General features: G+C 56.6%; 24 protein-coding genes and 2 tRNA genes. 11 read left to right on the top strand and 15 right to left on the bottom strand.

The annotated features are described in order from the left end of the window. Positions 1 to 10 precede the first annotated feature (10 nt). Both DK510_RS10130 and DK510_RS10125 read right to left on the bottom strand, forming a co-directional pair. Positions 11 to 559, bottom strand: coding sequence for a DUF4166 domain-containing protein (locus tag DK510_RS10130; protein WP_109311974.1), 549 nt, complete (start codon positions 557 to 559; stop codon positions 11 to 13). Next, entirely contained in the window at positions 560 to 994 is a 435-nt protein-coding gene (locus tag DK510_RS10125; protein WP_109311973.1) for a thiol-disulfide oxidoreductase DCC family protein, read from the bottom strand. It abuts the gene before it with no gap. Between the two features lie 264 nt (positions 995 to 1,258). On the opposite strand from DK510_RS10125, the gene DK510_RS10120 reads away from it, so the two are divergent. Next, positions 1,259 to 2,296: an AraC family transcriptional regulator gene (locus DK510_RS10120; RefSeq protein ID WP_234999021.1), complete on the top strand. Its 1,038-nt coding sequence runs from the start codon at positions 1,259 to 1,261 to the stop codon at positions 2,294 to 2,296. A 193-nt stretch (positions 2,297 to 2,489) separates the two neighbouring features. Here the strand turns inward: DK510_RS10120 and rpoD are convergent, their stop codons facing one another. From rpoD to DK510_RS10100, 4 genes are all read right to left on the bottom strand, one after another. Then, a complete protein-coding gene (rpoD, locus tag DK510_RS10115) occupies positions 2,490 to 4,478 on the bottom strand; it encodes an RNA polymerase sigma factor RpoD (protein WP_058277324.1) in 1,989 nt (662 codons plus the stop codon). 114 nt (positions 4,479 to 4,592) lie between these two features. Beyond that, the gene (gene dnaG / locus DK510_RS10110; RefSeq protein WP_109311972.1) at positions 4,593 to 6,542 is read right to left on the bottom strand and encodes a DNA primase; all 1,950 of its coding nucleotides are present in this window, start codon (positions 6,540 to 6,542) and stop codon (positions 4,593 to 4,595) included. 80 nt (positions 6,543 to 6,622) lie between these two features. After that, on the bottom strand, positions 6,623 to 6,919 hold the full coding sequence (locus DK510_RS10105; protein ID WP_109311971.1) for a hypothetical protein: 297 nt from the start codon (positions 6,917 to 6,919) through the stop codon (positions 6,623 to 6,625). A gap of 153 nt (positions 6,920 to 7,072) precedes the next feature. Beyond that, positions 7,073 to 8,503 (bottom strand): Glu/Leu/Phe/Val dehydrogenase, encoded by a 1,431-nt coding sequence (locus DK510_RS10100; RefSeq protein WP_109311970.1) that lies wholly within the window; start codon positions 8,501 to 8,503, stop codon positions 7,073 to 7,075. Positions 8,504 to 8,828: 325 nt separating this feature from the next. On the opposite strand from DK510_RS10100, the gene DK510_RS10095 reads away from it, so the two are divergent. From DK510_RS10095 to DK510_RS10085, 3 genes are read left to right on the top strand one after another with little or no spacing between them, the layout of a single operon-like run. Then, entirely contained in the window at positions 8,829 to 10,610 is a 1,782-nt protein-coding gene (locus DK510_RS10095; RefSeq protein ID WP_109311969.1) for a TadE/TadG family type IV pilus assembly protein, read from the top strand. Next, positions 10,607 to 11,140, top strand: a complete 534-nt coding sequence (locus DK510_RS10090; protein ID WP_109311968.1) for a TadE/TadG family type IV pilus assembly protein — start codon at positions 10,607 to 10,609, stop codon at positions 11,138 to 11,140. Before DK510_RS10095 ends, DK510_RS10090 begins: the two co-directional genes overlap by 4 nt. 1 nt (position 11,141) lies before the next feature. Continuing rightward, entirely contained in the window at positions 11,142 to 11,774 is a 633-nt protein-coding gene (locus DK510_RS10085) for a TadE/TadG family type IV pilus assembly protein (protein WP_109311967.1), read from the top strand. On the opposite strand, the gene DK510_RS10080 is transcribed toward DK510_RS10085, so the two are convergent. Beyond that, a complete protein-coding gene (locus DK510_RS10080) occupies positions 11,710 to 12,201 on the bottom strand; it encodes a hypothetical protein (protein WP_109311966.1) in 492 nt (163 codons plus the stop codon). The genes DK510_RS10085 and DK510_RS10080 overlap by 65 nt on opposite strands. Positions 12,202 to 12,359: 158 nt before the next feature. Between DK510_RS10080 and DK510_RS10075 the strand changes: the two genes are divergently transcribed. Then, positions 12,360 to 13,271: a pirin family protein gene (locus tag DK510_RS10075; protein ID WP_109311965.1), complete on the top strand. Its 912-nt coding sequence runs from the start codon at positions 12,360 to 12,362 to the stop codon at positions 13,269 to 13,271. Positions 13,272 to 13,285: 14 nt separating this feature from the next. On the opposite strand, the gene DK510_RS10070 is transcribed toward DK510_RS10075, so the two are convergent. Continuing rightward, on the bottom strand, positions 13,286 to 13,873 hold the full coding sequence (locus tag DK510_RS10070) for a TetR/AcrR family transcriptional regulator (protein ID WP_109311964.1): 588 nt from the start codon (positions 13,871 to 13,873) through the stop codon (positions 13,286 to 13,288). Between the two features lie 99 nt (positions 13,874 to 13,972). Here DK510_RS10070 and DK510_RS10065 point away from each other — a divergent pair, with 99 nt between their 5' ends. The 6 genes from DK510_RS10065 to DK510_RS10040 all read left to right on the top strand — a co-directional run bounded on the left by DK510_RS10065 (position 13,973) and on the right by DK510_RS10040 (position 18,793). Next, positions 13,973 to 14,221 (top strand): hypothetical protein, encoded by a 249-nt coding sequence (locus DK510_RS10065; RefSeq protein WP_109311963.1) that lies wholly within the window; start codon positions 13,973 to 13,975, stop codon positions 14,219 to 14,221. A 127-nt stretch (positions 14,222 to 14,348) separates the two neighbouring features. Further along, positions 14,349 to 15,635 carry a homoserine dehydrogenase gene (locus DK510_RS10060; RefSeq protein ID WP_109311962.1) on the top strand — a complete coding sequence of 429 codons (1,287 nt, stop codon included), beginning with the start codon at positions 14,349 to 14,351 and terminating at the stop codon, positions 15,633 to 15,635. Positions 15,636 to 15,705: 70 nt separating this feature from the next. Beyond that, positions 15,706 to 16,689 (top strand): class II fructose-bisphosphatase, encoded by a 984-nt coding sequence (gene glpX, locus DK510_RS10055; RefSeq protein WP_109311961.1) that lies wholly within the window; start codon positions 15,706 to 15,708, stop codon positions 16,687 to 16,689. A gap of 89 nt (positions 16,690 to 16,778) precedes the next feature. Continuing rightward, a complete protein-coding gene (recJ, locus tag DK510_RS10050) occupies positions 16,779 to 18,521 on the top strand; it encodes a single-stranded-DNA-specific exonuclease RecJ (protein ID WP_109311960.1) in 1,743 nt (580 codons plus the stop codon). 98 nt (positions 18,522 to 18,619) lie between these two features. Beyond that, positions 18,620 to 18,694, top strand: a tRNA-Glu gene (locus DK510_RS10045). Between the two features lie 24 nt (positions 18,695 to 18,718). Continuing rightward, positions 18,719 to 18,793: transfer RNA gene (locus DK510_RS10040), tRNA-Glu, on the top strand. A 10-nt stretch (positions 18,794 to 18,803) separates the two neighbouring features. Here the strand turns inward: DK510_RS10040 and DK510_RS10035 are convergent. The 7 genes from DK510_RS10035 to DK510_RS10005 are packed head-to-tail and all read right to left on the bottom strand — an operon-like array spanning position 18,804 to position 26,190. Beyond that, complete coding sequence (locus tag DK510_RS10035) at positions 18,804 to 20,645, bottom strand: V-type ATP synthase subunit A (protein WP_109311959.1); 1,842 nt, start codon at positions 20,643 to 20,645, stop codon at positions 18,804 to 18,806. Then, a complete protein-coding gene (locus tag DK510_RS10030) occupies positions 20,642 to 21,334 on the bottom strand; it encodes a hypothetical protein (protein WP_109311958.1) in 693 nt (230 codons plus the stop codon). The genes DK510_RS10035 and DK510_RS10030 overlap by 4 nt, the downstream gene beginning before the upstream one ends. A gap of 1 nt (position 21,335) precedes the next feature. Further along, complete coding sequence (locus tag DK510_RS10025; RefSeq protein ID WP_109311957.1) at positions 21,336 to 22,013, bottom strand: hypothetical protein; 678 nt, start codon at positions 22,011 to 22,013, stop codon at positions 21,336 to 21,338. Continuing rightward, positions 22,013 to 22,456: an ATP synthase subunit C gene (locus tag DK510_RS10020; protein WP_108858997.1), complete on the bottom strand. Its 444-nt coding sequence runs from the start codon at positions 22,454 to 22,456 to the stop codon at positions 22,013 to 22,015. The genes DK510_RS10025 and DK510_RS10020 overlap by 1 nt, the downstream gene beginning before the upstream one ends. Beyond that, a complete protein-coding gene (locus tag DK510_RS10015) occupies positions 22,453 to 24,249 on the bottom strand; it encodes a V-type ATP synthase subunit I (RefSeq protein WP_109311956.1) in 1,797 nt (598 codons plus the stop codon). Before DK510_RS10015 ends, DK510_RS10020 begins: the two co-directional genes overlap by 4 nt. Continuing rightward, complete coding sequence (locus DK510_RS10010; protein ID WP_109312176.1) at positions 24,246 to 24,851, bottom strand: V-type ATP synthase subunit D; 606 nt, start codon at positions 24,849 to 24,851, stop codon at positions 24,246 to 24,248. Before DK510_RS10010 ends, DK510_RS10015 begins: the two co-directional genes overlap by 4 nt. Then, on the bottom strand, positions 24,829 to 26,190 hold the full coding sequence (locus tag DK510_RS10005) for a V-type ATP synthase subunit B (RefSeq protein WP_109311955.1): 1,362 nt from the start codon (positions 26,188 to 26,190) through the stop codon (positions 24,829 to 24,831). The genes DK510_RS10010 and DK510_RS10005 overlap by 23 nt, the downstream gene beginning before the upstream one ends. Between the last annotated feature and the right edge of the window lie 52 nt (positions 26,191 to 26,242).

Genomic DNA, 26,242 nt, shown 5'->3' with positions numbered 1-26,242 from the left:
CACAATCAATTCAGTCAACGCAGGTCCCCGCGTGATCGAACGTTAGCCAGCCCTTATACCGGATTAAAGCCCCAACAAGCGGCATCCGGGCCGACACGTCAAACCGGAACCGCCCTTCATCATCCTGCCATTCCTCGGTCTTTGATTGCGGCAGAAGCACCTTCGGGAAAGGAACTCGCAACAGGCTGAGGCGCATGATCTGGATCTCTAACCTCTCGGGTACAAATACCGGCTTTAACCATACGGAGACCTGCCCAAACTGCTCGCAGACGCATCCCTGGTCCTGGTCCAAAGTCAGCCGCGATCGGGTGATGTGACCATCGAAATCGCGCGTCCATATCCAAGCGTTCCCCTCTTGCTCGACCCTGAGACGCACCGGGATGTCGTCACCCCCGGACGGCATGCCAGCAAAGCGCAACGCGAGTTTGGCCAGCCACCCCTTGCCCGGCGTGACCGAGCATCGCCCGGAATAGAATCCGCCCTTGCTGTGCAAGGCCTGTAGTGCCTTGGGCAGGTTCGTGCCCAAGGGCAAGGCTTGCAAAAAGGGATCAGGGTGCACTCAGAACCCCTCAGGCAGAAAGCGAGCTTGCAGCGTTTTGTCCGGGATCATGCAGGTCGGCGAACGTCCGAAGATTGCATACCGGTTTCTGGCGATTACGTAGTACAGCGGGTCTTTGATGATGCGAGGAAGAAACCTGCAGATCGAAAGAACCCACCAAAACCCCGGCAACTTGCGCATCGCAGCTGCGAAAGCATCCAACCGTTGATGAACCACGCCATCGGTAACGACGAGATTGGTTTCAAAGTCCCGCGTCGGTAGTCCGAGGTGAGAATACAGCCTTTGCCCCAATGGCGACTGCGCGGTGGCAAATTTGAACCGCTGCGCCTTGTCCCGGGCGACCATGAAACGAAAAAACCCCGAACACAGAACGCATTCGCCGTCAAAGACGATGAAATCCTGACCATCTGCCGCATCGGTTGCCAGTGTGGTCATATCAGTTACGCCTGCTAACCCAATTTGAAGCACATTCGCATCACTGCACATTCCGGGCAATGCGACACTGGGCCATCTTTGCGAATTGATATGTGTCGGGGAGCCTCGGGTCATCTGCGCGACAAGTTTCCTGGGCTCTGACCTCATCCCCATAAGGCTTAACCCGACAGCACGCGGAAAATACGTATGACACCCAATGTAGTCTTGCGAAATTTTGCCATTGTTATTTGAATAGATGACAGCGGCCGGAACAAATGCCGCGAAATGAAATACGCTGCTAACTCGGGTTTGAACATGGACGTCGATATTGCCCGCATTCAAGTGTTGTCCAAAACACTAGATCAAAGGGCAGAAGATCCTTCGATTGGTGATCGCGTGCTGGCCAAATCCGGTCTGAGCCGCAGCGATATCGCGCCACCTGCAACAGCCTATAGCGCGCGCAAAGAGGCGTTGTTTGTCCGCTACGCCTGCGACGCGCTGAATGACATCACCTTTTCGGCCAGTGCTGGGCTTGGTTTCAGGTCGTCCTCCAGCCTGACGGCGTATATCAGCAAATACTCGCGTGATCTGAAGCAGGTGATCGAAAACTCGTCGCGGTTTCACGGGATGATAGACCCGGCTTTGTACTTCAGCCTGCGCGTTTCTGGAAATTTTGCTTCAATCGAAGCCGACTGGAAGGATGCCAGTTTTGCCCGATATCACCGTCGTACCGAATTTTTGATTTTCGCGGCCCTCGCCCGCATACGCTCGTTAACGCAGACAAGTTTTTTTCCTATCGAAATCCGCTTTCAGCACGAGGTCGGCGAAGCCAGAAAAGAGTTTCAGAAATTAGCGGGCTTTCCTGTGTCCTTTGGTGCAGAACGGTTGGAAATCGTACTGACCCTGTCCTCATTGGATCTGCCGGTGCCGACATATGACCCCTCCCTGCGCGAGCATCTTCTGTCATATGGCGACAGGGTTCAGGCCGAAAGTGACCAGCCCGCGCAAAAACTCAGGGCGCAAGTCGAGGGGCTGATCACCCGGTCTATGCCCGGCGCGATTATTCAGGCGGACGACGCAGCCTCGAACCTTGGGATGAGCCCGCGCACGTTTGCCAGGCGGTTGAATGATGAGGGCACAAGCTATCGTGAGATTGTCGAAGACCTGAGATGTGATCTGGCGCAGACTTTTATCACCAACGGGATGCCCTTGTCGGAAATCGCCTATTCGCTGGGTTATGCGGATCAACCTGCGTTTTCTACGGCCTTCAAACGCTGGACCGGTCAGGCACCCAGCACGTTCCGCACTCGGTTGGGACCGTAACACGGAAAGGGTGGCCGGGGGTCGTCAGCGGCACAGCCTCGCCCCGGCCTGTCCCATGAGTGGACAAGGCAGAAATAGGGGCCACATCGCCGCATGACTTGTGAGTTCTCGCCAATTTGAGGTTTGAACCGGTCACCGTGATCAACGCGTGAACGGATAAGAAAAAGGCGCCTCGATTGAGGCGCCTTTTTGACTACTGATCCAGGAAGGACCGCAATTTGCGCGATCGGCTGGGATGTTTGAGCTTGCGCAGCGCTTTCGCCTCGATCTGACGAATACGTTCGCGGGTCACGCTGAACTGTTGACCAACCTCTTCCAGAGTGTGGTCGGTATTCATACCGATGCCAAAACGCATCCGCAGAACACGTTCCTCACGCGGTGTGAGCGAGGCCAGAACCCGGGTGGTCGTTTCCTTGAGGTTTTCCTGAATGGCGCTGTCCAAAGGCAGCACGGCATTCTTATCCTCGATGAAATCGCCCAGTTGGCTGTCTTCCTCGTCGCCAATCGGCGTTTCAAGGCTGATCGGTTCCTTGGCGATCTTCATCACCTTGCGAACCTTCTCAAGCGGCATCTGCAGCTTTTCGGCCAGTTCTTCCGGAGTCGGCTCACGTCCGATTTCGTGAAGCATCTGACGACCGGTCCGGACCAGCTTGTTGATCGTTTCGATCATGTGAACCGGGATACGGATCGTACGGGCCTGATCCGCGATGGAACGCGTGATCGCCTGACGGATCCACCAGGTCGCATAGGTCGAGAACTTGTACCCGCGGCGGTATTCGAACTTGTCCACCGCCTTCATCAGGCCGATGTTGCCTTCCTGAATAAGATCAAGGAATTGCAGGCCACGGTTCGTGTACTTTTTGGCAATCGAGATCACCAGACGCAGGTTGGCTTCGACCATTTCCTTCTTGGCCTGACGCGCCTCTTTTTCACCCTTTTGAACTTGCTGCACGATGCGGCGGAATTCAGGGATGTCCAGGCCGACATACTGACCGACCTGAGCCATATCGTTGCGCAGTTCCTCGACCTTGGCGGTCGAGCGTTCGATGAACATCTGCCAACCCCGGCCCGGCTTTTCTGCCATCTCGGTCAGCCAGTTCGGGTCCAGTTCGCGTCCACGATAGGCGTCGATAAACTCACGACGATTGATGCGCGCCTGATCCGCCAGTTTCACCATCGAGCTGTCCAGAGACATGATGCGACGGTTAATGCCGTACAGCTGGTCGATCAGCGCTTCGATACGGTTGTTATGCAGATGCAGACCGTTCACCAATTCGACGATCTCAGATCGCAGCTGTTGATAGGTCGCCTCTTGTTTTTCCGAGAAGGTGTCGTCTTCGTTCAGGGTCGCCGAGATCCGGCTATCCTGCATTTCCGACAGCATCGAGAAGTCGGTCGAGATCCGTTCCAGTGTGGTCAGAACCTGATCTTTCAGCGCGGCTTCCATCGCGGCCAACGACATGTTGGCCTGCTCGTCGTCGTCATCATCGTCATCGTTATTCAGCGGGTTGCCATCGGCGTCCAGCTCGGGGCCGGTGTCCTTGGCGGGTTTTGCCGCCTGAACCGCAGACGTGTCGACAACCGGCTCTTCAACATCCCCGTCTTCGTCTAACTGGTTGCCAAACGTGGCCTCCAGATCAATGACGTCGCGCAACAGAATGTCTTCGGACAACAATTCGTCGTGCCAGATGGTGATCGCCTGGAAGGTCAGCGGGCTTTCGCACAGACCGGCAATCATGGTGTTGCGACCGGCTTCGATCCGTTTGGCGATGGCAATCTCGCCTTCGCGGCTCAGCAGTTCGACGCTGCCCATCTCGCGCAAATACATGCGGACCGGGTCATCTGTGCGATCCAGCTTTTCAGCACCAGCACCCGCCAGCGCAACCTCTCGGTTGCTTTCTGCAGCAACCAGTTCGGTCGAGCCTTTGTTCTCTTCTTCCTCGGCCTCTTCATCTTCAATGATGTTGATGCCCATCTCGGACAGCATCGACATAACGTCTTCGATCTGTTCCGAGCTGACCTGATCAGGCGGCAGAACCTGATTGAGCTGGTCGTAGGTGATGTAACCTTTCTCGCGGGCCTCGGCGATCATTTTCTTGACGTTGGCCTGGCTCATGTCCAGCGAGATTTCCTGTTCCTGCTCGTCGGATTTGCGGTCTTCGTTTGTATCCTTGGCGGCCATTCAATGCTCCTGCAGGGATGGGTGATTCGTTTGTACCGAATCATTAGCGCGTAGAAGTGATTCGGCCACCCGTTTACCCTTTTTTCTTTTCCAGTGCCTTACGAAAACACCACTTTAGCGACGTTTCCGTTCAAAATTGATGCCAGACATGATCGCCTGAAACGCGTCTTTCTCGTCGCGGTTGATTCGTGCGCCGTTATCGGCGATGTCAAAAACCGCCCTATCCTCGTTCTGACTGCGGCTTGTGCGGTTACGCTCTTCGGCGGCCTGGGCCAGCCGGTATGTCAGCGCTTCATCAGCCAGATCAGACAGTTCCTCTGCAGCTTCGGCAATCTCGGCATCCAATCCCCGGAGCGCTTTGATTTTCGCGAGTTCCTCGGCCAGAGTCATCTCGGCCTTTTCGACGTCGCCTGGTTTGAACACACAAGGGATTACTGCGACATGGCGAAGGGCCAGCAGGTTTTCAAGGATTTCGCCGCCCAAAGTTTCAAAAATGTGGTCTTTCAGATGCTCTGGGTCGTCGATCGCATGCCGAAGGATGGCGGCGCGCAAGGCGGCATGATCGGGATCATGGCACTCCATTTCTTCAAGCTGATGTTCGAATTGAACCACAACGGTGGGATTCAGGATGGCGATTGCCAGAATTGCAGCCTCGCGCATCTGGATATCCGCGGTTTCTGAAGACGCCAGAAAAGATGAACGCGCACCTGGGGTTGCTGGTTGTTTCGGAGGTTGCCATTTGCCGCGTGGCTGCCATTGGCGATTTTGCGGCTGACGTTGCGGGCGGAACAGTTGCCAGCGCAGGTCTTTGATCTCTTGCCCGTAATGCGCCCGGATCGAGGGGTCGCGGATCAGTTTGATCTTGTCCCTCAGTGACTTATCCAACGCAGCTTTGCGTTCAGGGCTGTCGAACACCTTGCCCTCTGTCTCACGCTGCCACAGCAGTTTGACCATCGGGATCGCGCCTTCAAGCACTGATTTCACAGCTGCCGGACCCTCAGCCCGCAGCAGATCATCGGGATCCTTGCCCTCGGGCATCAGAGCAAAGCGTAGGGATTTCCCGGCCTCTAACAGTGGCAACGCCAGATCAACGGCCCGCATCGCGGCACGCAGACCGGCCGTGTCGCCATCCAATGCGATGATCGGCTCATCCGAGACACGCCAAAGGAGTTGCAATTGATGCTCGGTGATTGCCGTGCCTAACGGGGCGACCGACGCCCCGAATCCAGCTTCGGCCAGTGCGATCACATCCATGTACCCTTCGGCCACGATCAGAGGTTGCCCTTTGCCTGCGGCCTGACGCGCAGGGCCGTGGTTATAAAGACTGCGCCCCTTGTCGAACAATTCCGTTTCGGGCGAGTTCAGGTATTTCGCATTGTCATTGGGGTCCATTGCCCGACCGCCAAACGCGATGCACCGCCCGCGCGGATCGCGGATAGGGTACATGATCCGATTGCGGAACGTATCATAAGGCTTTTTGCCCTTGTTCGAAGGTTTGGCCAGCCCGGCCCCAAGGATCAGGTCCTCGGCCACGTTCTTGCCGCGCAGGTGATCCCACAAACCTTGCCAGCCATCCGGCGCAAACCCGATCTCCCACCGGTCCAACGCCTGTGCATCCAATCCTCGACGCGTCAGATAGTCTCGCGCAGCGCCCCCTGCCCCGGTCTTGAGTTGCAAGCGGAAGAATTGAGCGGCCTGCTCCATGGCGTCGGCCAGTTGCGACCGGCGGTCCTGTTTTTCCTGTGCCCTTGGATCACGTGCTGGCATGGGCATCCCGGCTTCGCGTGCGAGAATTTCAACCGCTTCGATGAACGAGACATTTTCGGTCTCTTTCACAAAGCTGATCGCATCGCCTTTGGCATGGCACCCGAAACAGTAGTAGAACCCCTTTTGGTCATCTACGTGGAAGGACGCGGTCTTTTCGTGGTGAAACGGGCATGGTGCCCACATGTCGCCCTTACCCTGGTTGGACTTGCGCGGATCCCACATTACTTTACGCCCGACAACCTGAGACAGGCTCAGGCGGGTGCGTAGTTCATCCAGAAATCCGGGGGGCAGAGACATGGGTCAAACCTGACAGAAACAAGAACGCGCGCCAAGGGTATGACGCGCGTTTGTCCACAGGGAAATGATGGGGCTGTGGATTATTGCAGCAAACACAGCTCAAGCCACGCGGCGCCCAGATCCTTTTTGCGTACATCGCGCATCTTTTGTTCGTAGACCCAAGGCGCGATCAACGGGATGGCAGCATTATAATTTTCGGGCCAGGTCGGGCTGGTATCGGCAACTGCCTGGGGCACGTCACGCTCTTTTACACGGTCTAGCCGTGCCTTCTGGATCGCCGCAACAACTTCAGCCTGGTATTGGCAGCTTTGCTCTTTGGTTTCTTCCGCAACTAATGGGGTGGCCAGCAAAGCGGCTGCAATGGCGATACGCAACATAGGGAACTCCGGTAATCGATTCTGTCGCTGCAGCTTACCTGTCGCAGGCACGGCCTGCCATTGCCGTTTTTGGCGTGTCTACCATGGTTAGGTCGGCCAGCCCTTACCGTTGGGGCGGCCTGACAAAGCCAGGCTGCCCCTGATTTCAAAACATCACAGCCCTTTGGCGCGATAGCTTTTGGACACACGGTCGATAGCCACAATATAGGCCGCTGTCCGCAGATCCTCGACATCATCGCGACTGTGCCAGACTTCGCGCATGGATTGATAAGCAATGCGCATCGTGTCATCGAGGCCCGAGCGCACCAGTTCCAGCTCGTCCGCGCCGCGAAGGTACTTGGCCTTAAAGTCCGGAGACATCGACCAGGCATCGCCAAGGTAACGATCCAGCCGCTCCAGCTCACTGACAATCAGTTCGTGCCGCGCCTCTTCCTGTCGGCGCTGCATGCGACCGAAACGAATATGGCTGAGGTTCTTGACCCATTCGAAATAGGAAACGGTCACACCGCCCGCGTTTGCATACATGTCCGGAATGATCACCGTGCCCTTCTTGCGCAGAATCTCATCCGCACCTGCAGTCACAGGACCATTCGCAGCCTCGATGATCAAAGGCGCCTTGATCCGGTCTGCGTTTGCCAGGTTGATGACCGCCTCCAGAGCAGCAGGGATGAGGATATCGCATTCTTCTTCAAGAACTGCACCACCCTCGGCCGAGTGCGTCGCATCCGGATAGTCACTGACACCGCCATGCTTGACGATCCATTGCCGCACGGATTCCACGTCGATCCCGTCGGGATTATAAAGCGCGCCATCCCATTCGATGATGCCGACAATTCTGGATCCGTCCTCCTCACTCAGGAATTTCGCGGCGTGATAACCCACATTGCCCAGCCCCTGAACGATGACACGTTTTCCATCCAGCTTGCCGGTCAGCCCCGCCTTTTGCATGTCTTCCGGGTGGCGGAAGAATTCACGCAGGGCGTATTGGATGCCGCGACCTGTTGCTTCAACCCGGCCTGCGATACCGCCCGCGTTCAGCGGCTTTCCTGTAACACAGGCGCGTGCATTGATGTCCGTCGTGTTCATCCTGGCGTATTGATCCGCCATCCAGGCCATCTCACGCTCACCCGTTCCCATGTCGGGGGCTGGCACGTTTTGCGAAGGGTTGATCAGATCGCGCTTGGCCAGCTCATAGGCAAAGCGGCGGGTGATCTGCTCCAACTCGTGCTCTTCGTATTTGCGGGGATCGATGCACAATCCCCCTTTTGATCCGCCAAAGGGCGTTTCAACCAGAGCACATTTATAAGTCATCAGGGCGGCAAGCGCCTCGACCTCGTCCTGGTTCACAGCAAGGGCGTAACGAATACCGCCCTTTACAGGCTCCATATGCTCGGAATGAACCGAGCGGTAGCCGGTGAAAGTATGAATATCGCCGCGCAGGCGGACGCCAAACCGAACGGTGTAGGTGGCGTTGCAGACCCGGATCTTTTCCTCAAGCCCCGGCGGCAGGTCCATAAGGGACGCCGCCCTGTTAAACATCAAATCTACACTTTCGCGAAAGCTGGGTTCATTAATGGCCGTCATGTAATCCTCCGTGCCGACGAACGACGAGCGTTCTGACGTTTTGTCGCACCCATTGGCTAAACGATCAATAATTAAGCAACAATAAAACCCGAAATCGTCACGAAAGCTCTCGGACCGGGCTGAGTCGCGCACGGCGCTTAACTTTGGAAGAATTGTCGCCTGACCGAAAACAGAGGCAAAAAAGCCGTTCAATTATCTACGGTTCGCGCCCAAAGTTGCCATATCTTCGGCACTTCCGCCCAATTCACGCCACGATTCGCCGTTAGTTTTCAAACGTTAACTTTTCCTTAGCAGCGCCGGATGTCTGCTCAGCGAGGTCGGCCAGATGAAAATGCGCATATTTAAGTGCAACACCAAGAATTTTAAGAACGCGGCCACGGCTGCTCGTCGTTTTTCACACGACGAGGATGGTGGCGTGTTCACGATCTTTGTGACCCTTGGGTTTTTGCTCATATTTGCGACAGCGGGTATCGGCGTCGACATAATGAACTTTGAACGTGACAGAGCCAGCCTCCAAGGTACGTTGGATCGCGCGGTTCTTGCGGCGGCCAACGTTAAACAAAAGCTCCCCCCCGCGGATGTGGTCAAATCATATATTGAGAAGTCCGACGTCCGCGGCAAGCTTTCGGAAGAACCTGAAGTAGAGGATGATCCCAGAGTTGGATCAAGAAAAGTCACAGCAAAAGCTGAAGTCGACGTTCCCACACATTTTATGTGGTTCTTCGGGTATCCCCAACTGACGGCTTCGGTCACGAGCGTCGCGGAAGAGGCCATTGGGTCGCTCGAAATCACGATGGTTCTGGATATCTCCGGCTCAATGAGCTGGGATTCCGCAACCGACGATAAATCAAAAATGGAAGTGCTTCAGGAAGCGGCCACGCAGTTCGTGACTACGATGTACACGAAAGAGAACCCGGACAAGATTTCGATCTCAATCATACCTTACAACAACCAAGTGAATGCGGGCGCGAACATCCTGGGCAACATGCCGGGTGTTACTACCGAACACAGCTATTCGCACTGCGTAGACTTTGTCGATAATGATTTCACGGAATACTGGATCGATCCAAACAAAAAGCTCAATCGCACGGCCCATTTCGACCGCAGAAACTATAACGACGATTACAATGATGAAATTCACTATATCTCGCGCTCGGTCTGCACAACCCGCGCGGGCAGCGATATTACAGCAGTAACGAACGTCATTTCCGACCTGCACAATCAGATCGCGGCCATGTCACCCGGCGGAAACACGTCGATTGATATCGGTGTGAAATGGGGGGCCGCACTGTTGGATCCTCAGTTCCAGCCTGTGATAAACAAGCTTTCGAAACAGAACGCTGACCCTGAAGCAATTAATCCGGACACAGGGTTAGACGTAAACACGGGCCTGGCACCAAGGAAAATTGTTCCGGTGACTTTTGACAATCGTCCCATGGCATACGAATCCAATGTCAAAAAGATTATGATCGTCATGACCGACGGCGAGAACACCGAAAACTGGATTCTGAACGAGGCATACCGCGATGGGCCTTCGGATGTTTGGTACAACCCCAATTATGAGCAAGAGGTCACAAGTTGTTGGTATAACAGGTGGGGTCAACGCCGCTGTAGGACCGACAGGTACAGCGGCGAATACAGCGTCCGGACCTCAGCTCCTGGCGACACACCTGAGTACTACTGGACAAGACAGGAGCTGGAAGGTCAGTCCGAACCCTTTGGCGGTGAGGCGGCAGATCAATCAGTGCGCCTGACCTATCCGGAATTGTGGAACCGCGTCACCTTGGACTGGAATGCCGAGTATAACTATGCTTGGCAGTCCAACCACAATCAAACTTGGTATGACAACGCTTTTACCGAGATTTACAGGACCAAAAAGGATACGCGGCTGCAGAATATCTGCGAGAAGGTGAAAGGTAAGGATGTTGATGTCTATGGGATCGCCTTTGAGGCACCTTCAGTAGGTGTAACAGCGATCAGAAACTGCTCCAGCGGCGCCGGATTCTTTTACGAAGTTAAAGCCGACGGCAAATTGGGTGATCTGACGCTTCCGCAAGTCTTTGACTCTATTGCTACGGCAATCAAACAGTTGAGACTGACGCAATGATCCAAAAAGCTCTAAGCAAAGTTGTTCGGTTTAAGCGAACGGAAGACGGTTCGTTTACCGTCGAGTTCGTCATACTGTTCCCTTTGTACATATTCTTTATTCTGGGCGTCATTGAATACTCAATGGTCTCGATTCAAAAAGCGATGCTAAATCGCTCTATGGATCTGGTCGTGCGCGACATTCGACTTGGGATCAATTTGACGGATACCGATCACGATACGATCAAGGATGCCATCTGCGATAACATGGCAGTGATGCGGGACTGTTCCGACAACATGTTATTGGAGATGATTATTCAGGACCCATATGGCGGTGTGAATTTTCCAATCGAACCAACCTGTGTAGACAGAGCAGAAGAGGTTCAACCTGTCACCGATTTCCAAAATGGCGGATCAAACGAATTGATGATTTTGCGTGCCTGCGCCAAGGTCGATCCACTTTTTCCAACGACCGCAATGGGGCGCTCTGTATCCGGCGAAGATGGGCTGGTCCGACTTACGGCGACGACTACCTTTGTTCAGGAGCCTTAAAATGAAGCGTATTCCTTCACGCATCCGTAACCTTCTTGGCACTTTCGCGAGCAAGGAAAACGGCAGCCTGTCCATTGAAACAGCTCTTATTTTTCCTGTCCTCGTTTGGACTGTCACGCTTACCTATACATTTTTTGATGGTTTTCTTGAAAACACGTCGAATCTCAAAGCGGCGTATACAGTAAGTGACTTGATTTCACGTGAGGGAGAGAATGAAATTACCGATACCTATGCGGAATCCATGTATTTGGTTTACAATCGTATGGTAACAGACAATTCCCCGCTAAAAATGCGTTTGTCGGCGATCCAGTATATTGCCGCGGATGATGATGAGGGTACAGAAGAGAGATATAGAGTAGAGTGGTCTACAACTTGCGGGTTTGAGAGCAATTGGACCGCGGACAACCTCGATCCGTTGATTGAAAGGCTGCCGCGAATGGCAGATTTGGACACACTGATCATTGTTGAAACGTCTAAACCCTATGTTCCAATTCTGAACACCGAATGGCTGAGCAGAGATCACATTTTCAACAATTTCATTTTCACGCGCCCGCGTTTTGTTCCCATCGTCAAAGGGAACGTTTCTGATCACTTCTGTCAGCAGGATGTAGTGGGTGTAGCACCTGAAGCATAAATTTGGTTTCGGCGGCTGTGGTCAGACCGCCGATGCCAACACGGCGCCCCAATCGCCACCACAGTCCCGGTGCCCAGCTGTTTCCTGCGCGTTCCGTAGTCTTCAACAAAAATCCATTTGACGGCTTGAACGCAAACACCCCCTGATCGATCGACTCGATATCTTCGACACGCGCAATCACTTGCCCTGAACCGGTCCGCAATTCAGTCTCGGTCAGCTCGATCCAGTCACTGGTGGCTCGCCACATGCGATAGGCCAGCCAGAACGCCGCCACACCAACGACAAGTAAAAAGACCAGCCAGGCCGGTTCCGGTGGCGTGGTCAAAGCGACATAGATGACCAGCACACCCACGGTCGATAGCATCCCCACCCCTATCCAACGTCTGGATGATGAAGGCCGGACCGTGGCCAGAATTTCTTGTTGCATTGACGTCCCCTGCTCTGCTCTGTCCGGGTTTATCCGCTTTGTGTGCCGAAAAACAGAGGGAAGCCGACTATGGAATTGCGCACAGCACCCGTGTTTGCACGCAAATTGACGCATATCGCCAACAGCATACATGATGCCCACAAATTCAGGAGGCCATCATGTCCCTTAGACCAACATTGGAAACCCGCCAGGCTGTGCCGACCATGGAAGGCGCAGGCGTCAAATTGCACCGGGCCTTCGGATTTCAGGACCCGTCCGAGCTTGACCCGTTTCTGTTGTTCGACGACTTCCGAAATGAACGCCCCGAGGATTATCAGGCAGGCTTCCCCTGGCATCCGCATCGCGGTATCGAAACCATCACCTATGTCTTGTCCGGCTCGGTCGAGCATTCGGATTCGCTGGGCAACACCGGCACTTTGGGCGAAGGCGACGTTCAGTGGATGACCGCGGGGTCCGGAATCCTGCATCAGGAAATGCCCAAGGGAAACGGTGCGGGCCAAATGCACGGGTTCCAGCTGTGGGGCAATCTTCCGTCGGATCAAAAGATGACAGCGCCCCGCTATCAGGATGTTCAAAGCAAAGAGATCCCCGAGGTCATTGATGATGATGGCACCACCGTGCGCGTTATTGTTGGTGAGTTCTGGGGCAAAACCGGCCCGGTAGACGGTATTGCCGCCGACCCGCAGTACTTGGATATTCAGGTTCCGGCCGGTGTGAGAAAGACCTTTCGCATCGACACCTACCGCCGGGCGTTTGCCTATGTGTTCCAAGGACAGGCGGCCTTTGCCGATGCATCACAACCTACCGGCGTGCTTTTGGAAAAAGAGGTCGCGGGACAAGAGGTCAACATCCGTGATCTGTCCGGTGACCGCACTCTGGTTCGGTTCGGCACCGGTGATGAGGTCACGGTTCAAGCTGGTCCGGAAGGTGTCCGGTTTCTGTTGATCTCGGGCGCGCCGATTGATGAGCCTGTCGCATGGCATGGTCCAATTGTTATGAACACGCGTGCCGAACTGGAACTGGCGTTCAAAGAACTCCGCAATGGCACATTCATCCGCGCCGCGCACTGATTAAGCAAAGTTGGTCAGGCGGTTACGGCGCGTCTGACCATATCCCAATAAACCTGCTCTACTTCGTCCAGCGACAAGCGTCCGCCTGAACGGTACCAGGTCATCACACCGTTCAGCATCGCGATCACGGCCAAGGTCGCGATTTTGGTATCGGCAACCGAGAAGAGCCCAGACATCTGCCCATCCTGCAAGATGGCTTCAAGCGAATCCTCATAAGCGCGGCGCAGGCCTTCGATTTCCGAGAAGTTTTCTGGCGTGAGGTTGCGCAGCTCCATATAGGCGATAAAGACTTCATCCGGTCGCTCCATATGAAACCGAATGTGAAAGCCGACAAAGCGGCGTAGCGCGGTCTCGGCATCGGTGGGTTTTTCAAGTTCACCATAAGCGGCCAACAGATCCTGCATGTGATCCTGCATCAGGCGAAACAGCAGGCTTTGCTTGTCGGGCGTGTAGTTGTACAGCGCCCCCGCCTGCACACCAACGTCTTTTGCGATCTGGCGCATGGACACGGCTGCATAGCCATGTCGGGCAAACAGCCCCAGCGCTGCTTTTCGAATGCGCGGGCCGGTGATATCGGAGTGTGAGCCTTGGGTACGTGCCATACCGCCACCGTATATGAACAAGCGTTCATATAGAACCCCGCTTGAACGACCGCCGCAAAAGGTGCATCACGGGGTCAGTCTCCATTGAAAGGGTTCGGCATGAAGCCCCTGCCACTTTTGGTTCTGCTTCTGACTTGCGCAGCCTGCACGGACTTCCCGGAATTGGAAGGACGCGAACAGCCGAATGTGCGCTCGGCAGCGTATCCGAAGCTGGTCCCACTTCAGGACATTCTTGGCCCGCCGATAGATCCCGTCAGCGAGGCCGCCGAGGTTGAAGAAGATCTGACCGCGCGCAGCGAGGCACTGGCCAAAAAGGCCGAAGCACTACAGAACGCAAAGATCAACTGACCTTTCACATTTCAAACGCTTGTTACCGCTGTCTCGGATTGCGCCCCGACGCCGAACCCGTTAAGGCACCAATGAACGGGCAAACAGCCCGATACCAAGGACATTCGAGCGGAAAGGAACCCACGGGATGACACAGGCGCTGCGGCTGGGAATTGCGGGCTTGGGAACGGTTGGCGTGGGTGTCGTGCGGATCGTGCGCCGCCATGCGGACCTGCTGCAGGCGCGTACAGGTCGCGCCATCGAAATCACCGCTGTTTCCGCACGTGATGCCAACAAAGACCGTGGCGTGAACCTTTCGGAATATGCTTGGGAGACGGATCCGGTCGCACTGGCGCAACGTGACGATGTGGATGTCTTTGTTGAACTGATGGGCGGCGAAAACGGCGCTGCCAAAGCGTCAGTCGAGGCCGCGCTGGCCGCTGATAAGGATGTGGTGACTGCGAACAAGGCACTGCTCGCCATTCACGGTCAGGAACTGGCTGAGCAAGCCGAGGCCGCAGGCCGTGTTATCCGTTTCGAAGCGGCCGTTGCAGGCGGTATCCCCGTGATCAAATCCCTGACCGAGGGGCTGGCCGGGAACGAGATCACCCGCGTCATGGGCGTGATGAACGGCACCTGCAACTATATCCTGACGCGGATGCAATCGCAGGAGTTGGGCTATAACGCACTATTCGAAGAATGCGCGGAACTGGGCTATCTCGAAGCCGATCCGAACCTGGACGTTGGCGGTATCGACGCGGCACACAAGTTGGCGCTATTGTCTTCGATCGCCTTTGGCACCAAACCGAATTTTGATGGCATCCAGATCGAAGGTATCCAGCATATCAGTCTGGACGATATTCATCAGGCCGCCGACATGGGCTATCGTATCAAGCTGCTGGGCGTCGCTCAGCGCTCGGCGCGCGGTCTGGAACAGCGGATGCAGCCCTGCCTTGTCCCCAGCGGCTCGCCTCTGGGTCAGCTAGAAGGTGGCACCAATATGGTGGTTATCGAAGGCGACGCCGTCGAACAGGTTGTTCTGCGCGGCCCTGGCGCAGGCGAAGGTCCGACGGCCAGCGCAGTGATGGGCGACGTCTGCGATCTGGCGCGGGGGCTGCAAATCCCAACTTTTGGCCGCCCCGCCACGACACTGGAAGAGGCAAAACCTGCCATAACCGGCCTGCCCGCCCCCTACTACCTACGCCTTGCACTATTCGACAAACCCGGTGCGCTGGCGAAAGTGGCGGCTATTCTGGGTGATGCAGGTGTCTCAATCGATCGAATGCGCCAGTACGGGCACACCGAAGCCACCGCGCCGGTTCTGATTGTTACGCACAAGACCACACGTGCCACGCTGGATGTCGCTTTGGAAGGCCTCCGGACGACCGATGTCGTGTCGGGAGAGCCCGTTGCACTGCGGATTGAAGAGGTTTGACCCTTGCGGCCTGTACAAAACGCAGGCTATGCCCGATGAAACGCCTTTATTGACCTGAGGATACGAAAAAATGAGCGCTGCCAAAATCGATTTCAACGACCGCCTTTTGTCTCTGGGCCTTGCGCGGGTCGCAGAACAGGCCGCTCTGGCCTCGGCCTCGCTGGTCGGACGCGGTGACGAAAAGGCTGCGGATCAGGCTGCTGTGAACGCGATGCGCGAACAGCTGAACCTTCTGGACATCGCAGGCGTCGTTGTAATCGGCGAAGGTGAACGCGACGAGGCACCGATGTTGTACATCGGCGAAGAAGTGGGCACCGGAAACGGCCCCGGCGTGGACATCGCGCTGGACCCGCTTGAGGGCACCACGCTGACCGCCAAGGACATGCCGAACGCGTTGACCGTGATCGCGATGGGCCCGCGCGGTTCGATGCTGCACGCGCCAGACGTCTACATGGACAAGCTGGCCATCGGTCCGGGCTTTCCCGAGGGCGTCGTGAACCTGGACATGAGCCCACGCGAGCGCGTTGAAGCGTTGGCCAATGCCAAAGGCTGCAAGCCTGCCGACATCACCGTCTGCATTCTGGAGCGTCCCCGCCACGAAGCGATGATCGCTGAAGTGCGCGAAACCGGCGCCTCGATCCGCCTGATCACCGATGGTGACGTGGCCGGCGTCATGCACTGTGCCGAAAGCGAAGAGACCGGCATCGATATGTACATGGGTCAAGGTGGAGCGCCCGAGGGCGTTCTGGCCGCCGCTGCACTGAAATGCATGGGTGGTCAGATCTTTGGCCGCCTGCTGTTCCGCAACGATGACGAACGCGGCCGCGCTGCCAAGGCGGGCATCACCGATCTAGACCGCGTTTACGCGCGCGATGAGATGGTGACTGCCGACGTGATCTTTGCCGCGACAGGCGTGACTGGTGGTTCGCTGTTGCCGCGCATCAAACGCCAACCAGGCTGGGTAGAAACCACAACCTTGCTGATGCGGTCGAAGACTGGTTCGGTGCGCCGTATGTCCTATCGCACACCGACCTGGCCGCATGACAACGCCTGATGGCTTGAACCTTTGCCCGTGGCAGAGGTATCGATAGATAGAATGAGGCCGGGTCCGAGAGGGTCCGGCCTTGGCATATGAGGGCAGGCATGAGCTTTTTAGGGGTTGAGCAGTCACTGACCGGGCGGCGTTGGATCGGACCGGAGGCCGAGGTCGAACGGGCCACGGAAATGCTGGTGCAACAGTCCGGGCTGCCACGTGCGGTTTGTCAGGTTCTGGCGCGGCGCGGCGTGCCCCCCGTGGAAGCCGAAAGCTTTCTTGAACCAAAGCTGAAGGAATTGCTACCCGATCCCCGGTCCATGAAGGATATGGAGACCGCCGCAACGCGGTTTTTGGAAGCTGTCCGAAACAAGCAGCGGATCGCGGTTTTTGCCGATTACGACGTCGATGGGGGCAGTTCGGCGGCTTTGTTGCTTGTCTGGATGCGTCAGATGGGGCTGCAAGCCACGCTGTATGTGCCAGACCGAATTGATGAAGGTTATGGGCCGAACGTGCCTGCAATGCAGGAACTGGCGGCCGCGCATGACTTGATTATCTGCGTGGACTGCGGAACGCTCAGCCACGAACCTATCGCGGCGGCAAAAGGCGCGGATGTTATTGTGCTGGACCACCACCTTGGCGGTGAAACGCTGCCGGATTGCGTGGCTGTAGTGAACCCGAACCGGCAGGATGAAAGCGGAGATTTGGGGTATTTCTGCGCCGCTGGCGTGGTGTTTCTGATGCTGATTGAGGCCGGGCGGCAACTGCGAGAGGCTGAGGTTAAGGGTCCCAACCTGATCGGGCTGCTGGATCTTGTGGCATTGGCAACCGTTGCAGACGTGGCCCCGCTGATCGACGCGAACCGGGCGCTGGTGCGGCAAGGCCTTAAGGTCATGGCACAGCGGCAACGGCCCGGGTTAGTGGCGCTGTCGGATGTGGCGCGCATGGATTCAGCCCCTACCAGCTATCACCTGGGTTTTCTGCTGGGCCCGCGCGTCAATGCGGGCGGGCGGATCGGTCAGGCCGATCTGGGCGCGCGACTGCTGAGCACGGATTCGATGACCGAAGCTGAAGCGCTGTCTCAAAGGTTGGATGAGTTGAACACCGAGCGTCGTGATATCGAAAACGCAGTACGTGCGGCAGCACTGGAACAGGCCGAGGAACGCGGATTGGAAGCTCCTCTGGTTTGGGCGGCGGGCGAAGGGTGGCATCCCGGCGTTGTCGGCATCGTGGCATCCCGCCTCAAGGAAAACGCCAACAGACCCGCCATTGTCATCGGCTTTGACGGTGATGAAGGCAAGGGTTCAGGGCGGTCGGTTTCTGGCGTTGATCTGGGGGCATCAATCCAACGATTGGCGGCTGAGGGACTTTTGGTCAAAGGCGGCGGGCACAAGATGGCCGCAGGGCTGACCGTTATGCGGGATCAGTTGGAACCGGCCATGGAACGCCTCAGCGAGTTGTTGGCCAAGCAAGGCGCGGGCAAAGGCGGTCCTGCAGACATGAAGCTAGACGGAGCACTTATGCCGGGCGCAGCTTCGGTCGGTCTGATCGAACAGATAGAAAAAGCCGGTCCTTTCGGGGCCAGCGCCCCTGCCCCACGCTATGCGTTGCCGGACCTGCAGGTGCGCTTTGCCAAGCGCGTCGGCGACTCCCATCTGAAACTGTCGCTGTCCGACGGGGTTGGTGGTGGCCTTGATGCCATTGCCTTTGGAGCTTTTGACGGGCCGATGGGGGAAAAGCTGTCCAACCATGGCGGCGCGCGCTTTCATTTCGCCGGGCGGCTTGAGGTGAACACATGGGGTGGACGGCAAAGCGTTCAGCTGAGACTGGAGGACGCGGCAGAGGCAAACTGAGCCCATTTCCAGCCTTGCCAAAAAAGTTTCGCATCCCTGCATTTTTCGGCTTGCGGGGGTCAGAGGTAAACCGTAAAAGGCCCTCCACAAGCCAGCGTGGCCCGTTCGTCTATCGGTTAGGACGCCAGGTTTTCAACCTGGAAAGAGGGGTTCGATTCCCCTACGGGCTACCACTTGTGCTAATGCCACTACCAGATGGCCCGTTCGTCTATCGGTTAGGACGCCAGGTTTTCAACCTGGAAAGAGGGGTTCGATTCCCCTACGGGCTACCATTTCCCTGACCTACACTCCAAATTTTTCACGGCTCAGGTCCTGTATCTGTCCCCACAGCGACTTGAATTCCGGCGTGTTTTCCGCGGCGTAGTGGAAGTTCTTCATAAGACCTGTGAGCTGGGTGAACACCTGACGCACTTCACCCTTATCTTCGAATTCCGCAGTTGATTGCGTAACATCATAGATCAGCTTGAACGTCATCTTCTGACGCTCCAGCGGGACGGTTGCGTCGACTTTGTCAAAGGCATCCTGCTGTAGGTACACCATGTCCACGAACAGCGCTTTTTGCTGCGTGACGAAGTCCTCGATGGTGACACCTTCTTCGCCGGTCACCTGCATCATCTGGTCGACCTGTTCGCCTTTTTCAATCAGGGCCAGCAGATCGCGCACCTTGCCTGTCCAACCGGGCTCAGCGTTCTTGTCGTACCAATCCGAGAGCTGATCGGTGTATCGCGACCAGCTAAGCATTGGGTCAACCGCAGGATAGAACCGTTTATAAGCCCGTTCCGAGGACAGCCCCAGAAAGCACTTCACGGTAGACAACGTGGACTGCGTCACAGGCTCGTCAAAATTGCCACCCGCTGGTGAAACCGTTCCAATCAGCGTCAGACTACCCAGATCGCCATCATTGGTCTTCATCGCTCCTGCGCGCTCGTACAGGCCCTTGATCGAGCTTTCCAGATAGGCAGGGAAGCCCTCTTCCCCGGGGATTTCCTCCAGCTTGCCGGAGGTCTCGCGCATGGCTTGAGCCCAACGGCTGGTGCTGTCAGCGATCAACAGCACGTCATAGCCCATCTGGCGGTAATACTCGCCCAGGGTGATGCCGGTGAAGATCGAAGCCTCACGTGCCGCTACAGGCATGGAAGAGGTGTTACAGATGATGATTGTCCGGTCCATCAGACTGCCGCCCGACATCGGGTCGGTCATCTTGGGGAATTCGTGGATCGTTTCCACCACCTCGCCCGCACGCTCACCGCAGGCCACCACGATCACGATATCCACTTTGGAGTTCCGCGCGATCAGGTTTTGCAGCACGGTTTTGCCCGCACCGAACGGGCCGGGAATACAGGCCGTGCCACCGCGCGCTATGGGGAAGAACGTGTCGATCAGGCGTTGCGAGGTCAGCACGGGTTCCGTTGGGTACAACCGTTCCGACAGGGCGCGTTTCAGGATGGTTTCAGGTAACGGTCGTCGTACCGGCCACTTTTGGCACAGGGTCAGCGTGTGCTCCCCACCCTGCTCGTCTTCAAGACGCGCGACAATCTCGTGGATCGAGGCTGCACCTTTCTGTACCCACACAACATTGTAGTCGCCGACCCAGTTGAAAGGCAGCATGATTTTGTGGGTAAACCGGCCTTCGGGAACAGTACCGATGCTGTCGCCGCCCTTGACCATATCGCCAACTTTGACTGTGGGAGTGAAAGACCATTTTGCCTGATCATCCAGCGGCGCCACATCCGCCCCGCGCGGCAGGAAAGTCCCGAACTCGGCCGCAACCTTGGTCAAAGGCGATTGCAGGCCGTCAAAGACCTGCCCCAAAAGCCCCGGCCCAAGTTCGACCGAAAGCAGCTGTCCTGACTGTTCAACCGGATCACCAACCGCTACGCCGTCCGTGCTTTCGTAGACCTGAACGTCGGCAGTATCGCCGCGCACGCGCAGCACCTCAGCCTTTAGGTGTTCCTGACGCCCGCCCGGGCCCGGACGGGTAGGAAGGATGAACACGACCTCGTTCTTGACCAGTTGTCCCGGAACGCCGGCGGCGTCTTGGTTGGCCTGAATTTTCACAAGCCCTTCCTGGACAGAGACAACGCGGGCGGTTGCGGTTTGAACCGAAGATGTTTGGGCAGTCATGCGCTTACTCTCTCAAAATCGAAATCTGCGACATTGCTCATGGCTTGCTGGGCTAGCTTCTCAAATCTTGCGGCCGCATTCTGCGGGTTGCTTTGCGCCCAGCGATCGAAAATGTTCCAGATCAAGACATAGATGGCCACGGCCTCAAAATCGAACAGGTGACGGGCGGCGTGTCGTTTCAGTTGCTTATGACTGACTGACAGCAGCAGTCGTTCCAGACCCAAGGGGTCCTCGGCCTCAAGCAGCTGGCGTGCTTCCTTGATCCACGGCATCGCCGTGGACAGACGGAAATCCGGGTCACCCCAATTGGCGGGGATGTGACGGTTCCAACGTCCACACCCATACGCACCGGACGGCGGATTGCCACCCTGCCCGCGCAGGCGCAGTGCTGCAACAACAGTACGCAGGTCCATCCGTTCAAGGAAAAGGCGGCGCAAAGACGATTGCGGGATTTCGGCCAACGCTTGTTTGCACCTCAATACAGCCTGCGCGTCAGTGACATCCATGTCATATGCGCTCCAATTCAGAGCATGTTCCATAACCTTCAGAACCTTAGCGTCCTCGGGCGTCAGCGCCTTAAGGCGACGATCCAGACGCAGCCGCGACAGCGGAGGTTGTTTGGCCACGAACAACCGCTCAGAGCCTGGCAGGCTGCTGATCAGGGCGATATAGGCGTCTTGATCAGACATCTCAGCGGATCACACCTTCCAGCACGGCGCGAAACCGGGGCTGCAGATGCTCCATCAGCAACGAGGCGACCGCCTTGTCTGTTAGATCAAGTACAACGCCCTGATCTTCGGCCCGCACGCGGATACCGCCCTGCGCGTCATCCGATGCATGCAACTCTACCTGTTCACGCAACATGTCGGCTGTCAGGCCGAGGACGTATTTAGTCAGCTTACCGGATTGAATGTCATCGGCGTTCTGCTTGATGTCTTCTTGCGTTGCGACTTTGGCGGGCAGAATGACCTGCACCTTGCCATCCAGATTGACGCCTTCGGATTCGCGGCCGACGACCTCCAAAATCATCTGTTTCAGCAGGCCCGGCTCAGCCATTTCCTTGGTCACCAGACGTTCGACATCTTCGCGAAAGCGGTCGGTCAATCCACCCTTCATGGTCAAAACCGCATCACGCATGGCGGTGTTAAGCGCCTCTTCTCCAGCAGCGCGATATTTGTCGGAATCGGTGCGTGCCTTTTTTTGATAGTCGTCCGCCTCGCGTTTGGCATCCGCCAGAATTTTGGCGGCTTCGGCCTTGGCTGCAGTGCGCAGTTTTTCGGCGTCGGCCTGACCAGCAGCCACGCCATCATTGCGCAGCTTATCGATCAAGGCATCCACGCCATGAGAAATCATGCCATCCTGTGCCATCAACTGATCCCCGCACTGATGACAAGGGCAAAGACAAAGGCGAACACGCCAAACCCTTCGATGATCGCTGCCGGGGCAAGCGCCAGGCCAAAGATCTCAGGCTTTTCCTTGGTGGCGTTGATCGCCGCAGCACAGGCCCGACCCTGCCAGATCCCGCAATACATCAATGCGATACCGGACAGGATACCGATCCCGAACAAGCCGCCCGCGTTTTCGGGTGTCACCTCGCGGTTCAGGGTAAACATGATGACGATGCCATAAATCACCATCGTCGAAGGAAAGGCCGAAACGCCGACAAAGCGGCCATAGCCGCCGTCGGTTTCCGTCATGGCCCCAATACTGGCCATGCCCGCGATCGAGCATCCGACGGCGCTGGCGGCTGCGCCCAGCGCCATTGGCGCGTAGATGCCAAGCCAACCCAATGTCAATACAAGCTCATTCATTCCTGAACCTCCTTGCGGGCGAACGGGCGAAAGACAATGCCTTCATCCGGCAGACCCCATTTAAAGAATTCGATGTAATTAAGACGTAAGCCGTGGACGACGCCGCTCATCATGGCGAGCGCGAAGTTGAGAATATGGCCGATGATCAGGATCAGCAGGGCGAACAGAACGCCCACCCCCTTGAGCGAATGCATGACTGAAACCGCCAAATCGTTGAACGTGATCGCCAGTGAGGCCGAGGCCAGACCCAACGCGAACAGGCGCATGTAGCTTAGCACATCGCCGAATGCGCCCATGGCCCCGGCAAGGCTTTGCAGCCCTTCGATCAGACGCCAAACCCAGTCGGTGGACTTATTAATGACCCGCTCGCTTGAGAACCAGACGATGGCCAGCACACCGATCCCCATAAATGCAGCGCCCGGCACCGGAGAATTACCTTTCATGTAGCTGAGCCACAGAACGAACCCGCCAATCAGCGCAGCGATCCAGCCCAGATTGGCGATGGCCTTTCGGTGCCCCCATGCCGCCCGTGCGGCAAGCGCATTGGCCAATACCAAATGCAAAACGCCAACGACAATCGAGACCATCATCATCGCACCGAAATTGTTCAGGTCGAGCAATTTGAGCTTGGACCAGAACGACCCCTCGGCTGGCGACACGCCGAAATAACTGCCGACGAGGACGCCATATAGGATTGTTGCGCTGGAAATGATCACCCCAAAGCGTCGCCAGGATCGTTCACCTGGTGTTGCATCAAGCCGCTTCCAGAATAGTAAAAGGCCCAACAGGATAATCGCGCCGTATCCCGCGTCGGCTACGATCATTGCGAAGAAGACCGCAAATGAAACGGCGACGATGACACTGGGGTCCCAGTCCTTGTAACCCGGCACTTGATAAAACAGCGCCAAGTCCACGGCAGCACTGCGCTTTTCTGGTTGTTCCAACAAAGTAGGCGGGCTGTCTTCGGGGCCGGGTTCTTCGATCAGTACGGCAGCGTCCTTGGCGATTGCCATGTCCAGAACCGCATCTATACGATCCTCGGGCACCCAGCCCTGAAGGGCAAACATCGCCTCTTCGTCGCGAACCTTTTGCGTGGCATGGGCCAGCTCGGCCGCGCTTTCGGCAACCGAAAGGTTCCGGCGCATCAGTGTTAGGTATCGGGTTTGCGCAACGCGTTCAGCCTCAAGCGCTTCGATCGCGATCTCGGCTTCTTCCAGTTGTGCCTCAAGCTCGTGAATGGGCAATGATCCGGTGTGCGTGCGCGGAACCGGAAGGATATCGTCATCCGGCTCATCTGGCACAATCAGTACGGCGTAGATGAACCTATGGTCCTGCTCGAGTATGGCCCAGGGTATATCCAAGGCCTCCAACGCATCGCGATACTTCAGTGGCAGTTGATAAAACCACAACCGGTTCCCCGCTAAAACATCGTCGGGTGGAAAATCCAAGTCCCCCCAAGGGCGCACCTGTGCAATTCGGTTGGCAAGAAAATCCCTGTGATCCGTCATGTCACGAGTGCGCTGCATCAAGTCCAGCACATCCCCGACGAATTGGTCCATGTCAAAACCGGGATCGCGCTGAATCTGTCGGCGCGGCTCGGACACGTCATTCAGGAACCGCAGCGCCTTATAGGCATCCCGCGCGCCGCGCTCACTGATCTTTTCCGGCTCAGCGGGTGGCAAAGCCAGCGGCAGGACGTGCATGCAGCCCAGATTCTGCAGCGCCTCAAGGGTCGCAGCCTTCTGGCCTGCTTGCCCGACCAGCGACAGTTTTTTGAGCCTCGCAACACTCACGACACAGCCTCCTGCGCATGTTTGCGTTTCGAGATTTTCGAGCGCACGACGGCCTGCATCTGCTCATCACTCAGATAGATGCGGATTTTCTTGATGTTGGCATTGGCGCGCGGGATCAGAACCTTTTCGAACAGATTGACACGCTGGGTGATGGTGGCCACAGCCCTATCGAATTTCTTCACCCGCTCTTCGGCCACTTTGACCCGTAGACGCGCCTCGATCATATCGTGCAGCAACCGGGCCGCCGCATCGACCCAATGAGGTTTGGCCAGATAGGAATACGGACGCACCGCAACCTCAATCCGGTCCAGCGCAGGCATCTTGACCCCCACGACGTTGACCTCTTTGACTTTGTAGTCTTTCAGCTCGACCAACCCGTCCAGATCAACGCCTTGCTGTCCCAGCATCGGCAGTTTTTCTCCAACCTTTTGCGCCAGTTCCTGCACCTCATCCTGAAGGCGCTGCACATCTTCGCGCGCCTTCGCGCGCTCTGCCATCAATTGCTGACGCTTAAGGTCCAGCGATGGCAGGAACCGCTCATAGCTTTTCAGCTGCGTCTGCTCGCGCGCGAGCGACGATTTATTCAGCTGCAACCGCGCCATCGGCATCCTTTGGAAAATACTTGTCGATCAGGGCCTGCTTCATCAGTAGCTGCCCAGGTGCGAAACACTCGGCCAGAGTTTTCCACCCCAAATCCAGCGCATCTTCCAGCGGGATTGAAACGTTGATGTCCATGAAACGGGTCTTGAACAGGTCGCCAAACTTCAGCAGCTGATGGTCATAATCCGACAGGTCAAAGGCCATCGCCTGTTTCTGCGCGGCGTCTCGGCTTTCGGAATAGAACCGGATCATGGTGTTCATGATCTGCCCGTGATCCTCGCGCGTTGTCTTGCCAATCACGTTCTGCTTGAGGCGCGAGAGACTGCCGAAGGGGTCAATCACGCCCGAATGCAGATAGATCTGCCCTTCGGTGATATAGCCCGTGTTATCCGGCACTGGATGGGTCACGTCATTGCCCGGCATCGTTGTCACGGTCAGCACAGTGACCGATCCGCCCTTGGCATAGTCACAGGCTTTTTCGTACCGGCGGGCCAGTTGGGAATAGAGGTCCCCCATGTATCCACGCTGCGAGGGTACGCGTTCCTGGCTGATCCCGACCTCTTTCATCGCATCGGCGTAGGCGGTCATATCGGTCAGCAGGACCAGAACGCGCTTGCCTTCTTCTACCGCGAATTTTTCGGCCACGGCCAGTGCCATATCGGGTACCAGCAGCCGTTCGACCAGCGGATCCATCGCCTGATTGACGAACATCACCGTTCGGGAAAACACGCCCGCATCCTCGAAGGACGTCCTAAAGGTAAAGTAGTCGTCAAAGATCAACCCTAGCCCGCCGAACACCACGATATCCGCGTCCGCCTGAACACCAATTCTGCTGAGGAACGCGTTGAACGGCTCACCCGAGACGGAAAAAATCGGGATTTTCTGACTTTCGACCAGTGTGTTGAACACGTCGATCATCGGCACGTCCGTCCGGATCATCTTGTTGGGCACGGCGCGTTCCGCCGGGTTCACGGTTGGCCCGCCAATATCCACGCGCGGCTCAGACGACAGGTCAGGTCCACCATCAATAGATACACCCGCGCCGTCAAAAACGCGGCCCAGTATGTTCTGGGAATATGGCGTCTGCATCGGGTGGCCCAGGAACGTCGCCGTCGCCTCGGTCGAGATGCCCTTGGTGCCGGAAAACACCTGCAGGGTGACAACATCCCGGTCAATAAAAATGGCCTGCGCCAGTGTCTTGTGGCCGTCCACGGTTTCGATTACGGCCAGATCATTGAAACGCACTGCTGCGTCAGTCGATCCGTCCAGAGGCACCCTGACTTTGATCGTGTCTCCGACAATCTCAAGAACACGCGTGTACTTCAAAAGACTTCCGGACATTGCTCATCCTCGGTCGTTAAAGGTGCTATTTAAATCAACGCCCCGAAACAAC

This window comes from Ruegeria sp. AU67 (genome assembly GCF_900312795.1).
GTDB lineage: Bacteria > Pseudomonadota > Alphaproteobacteria > Rhodobacterales > Rhodobacteraceae > Ruegeria > Ruegeria atlantica.
This window is presented reverse-complemented; position numbering and strand designations above follow the sequence as displayed.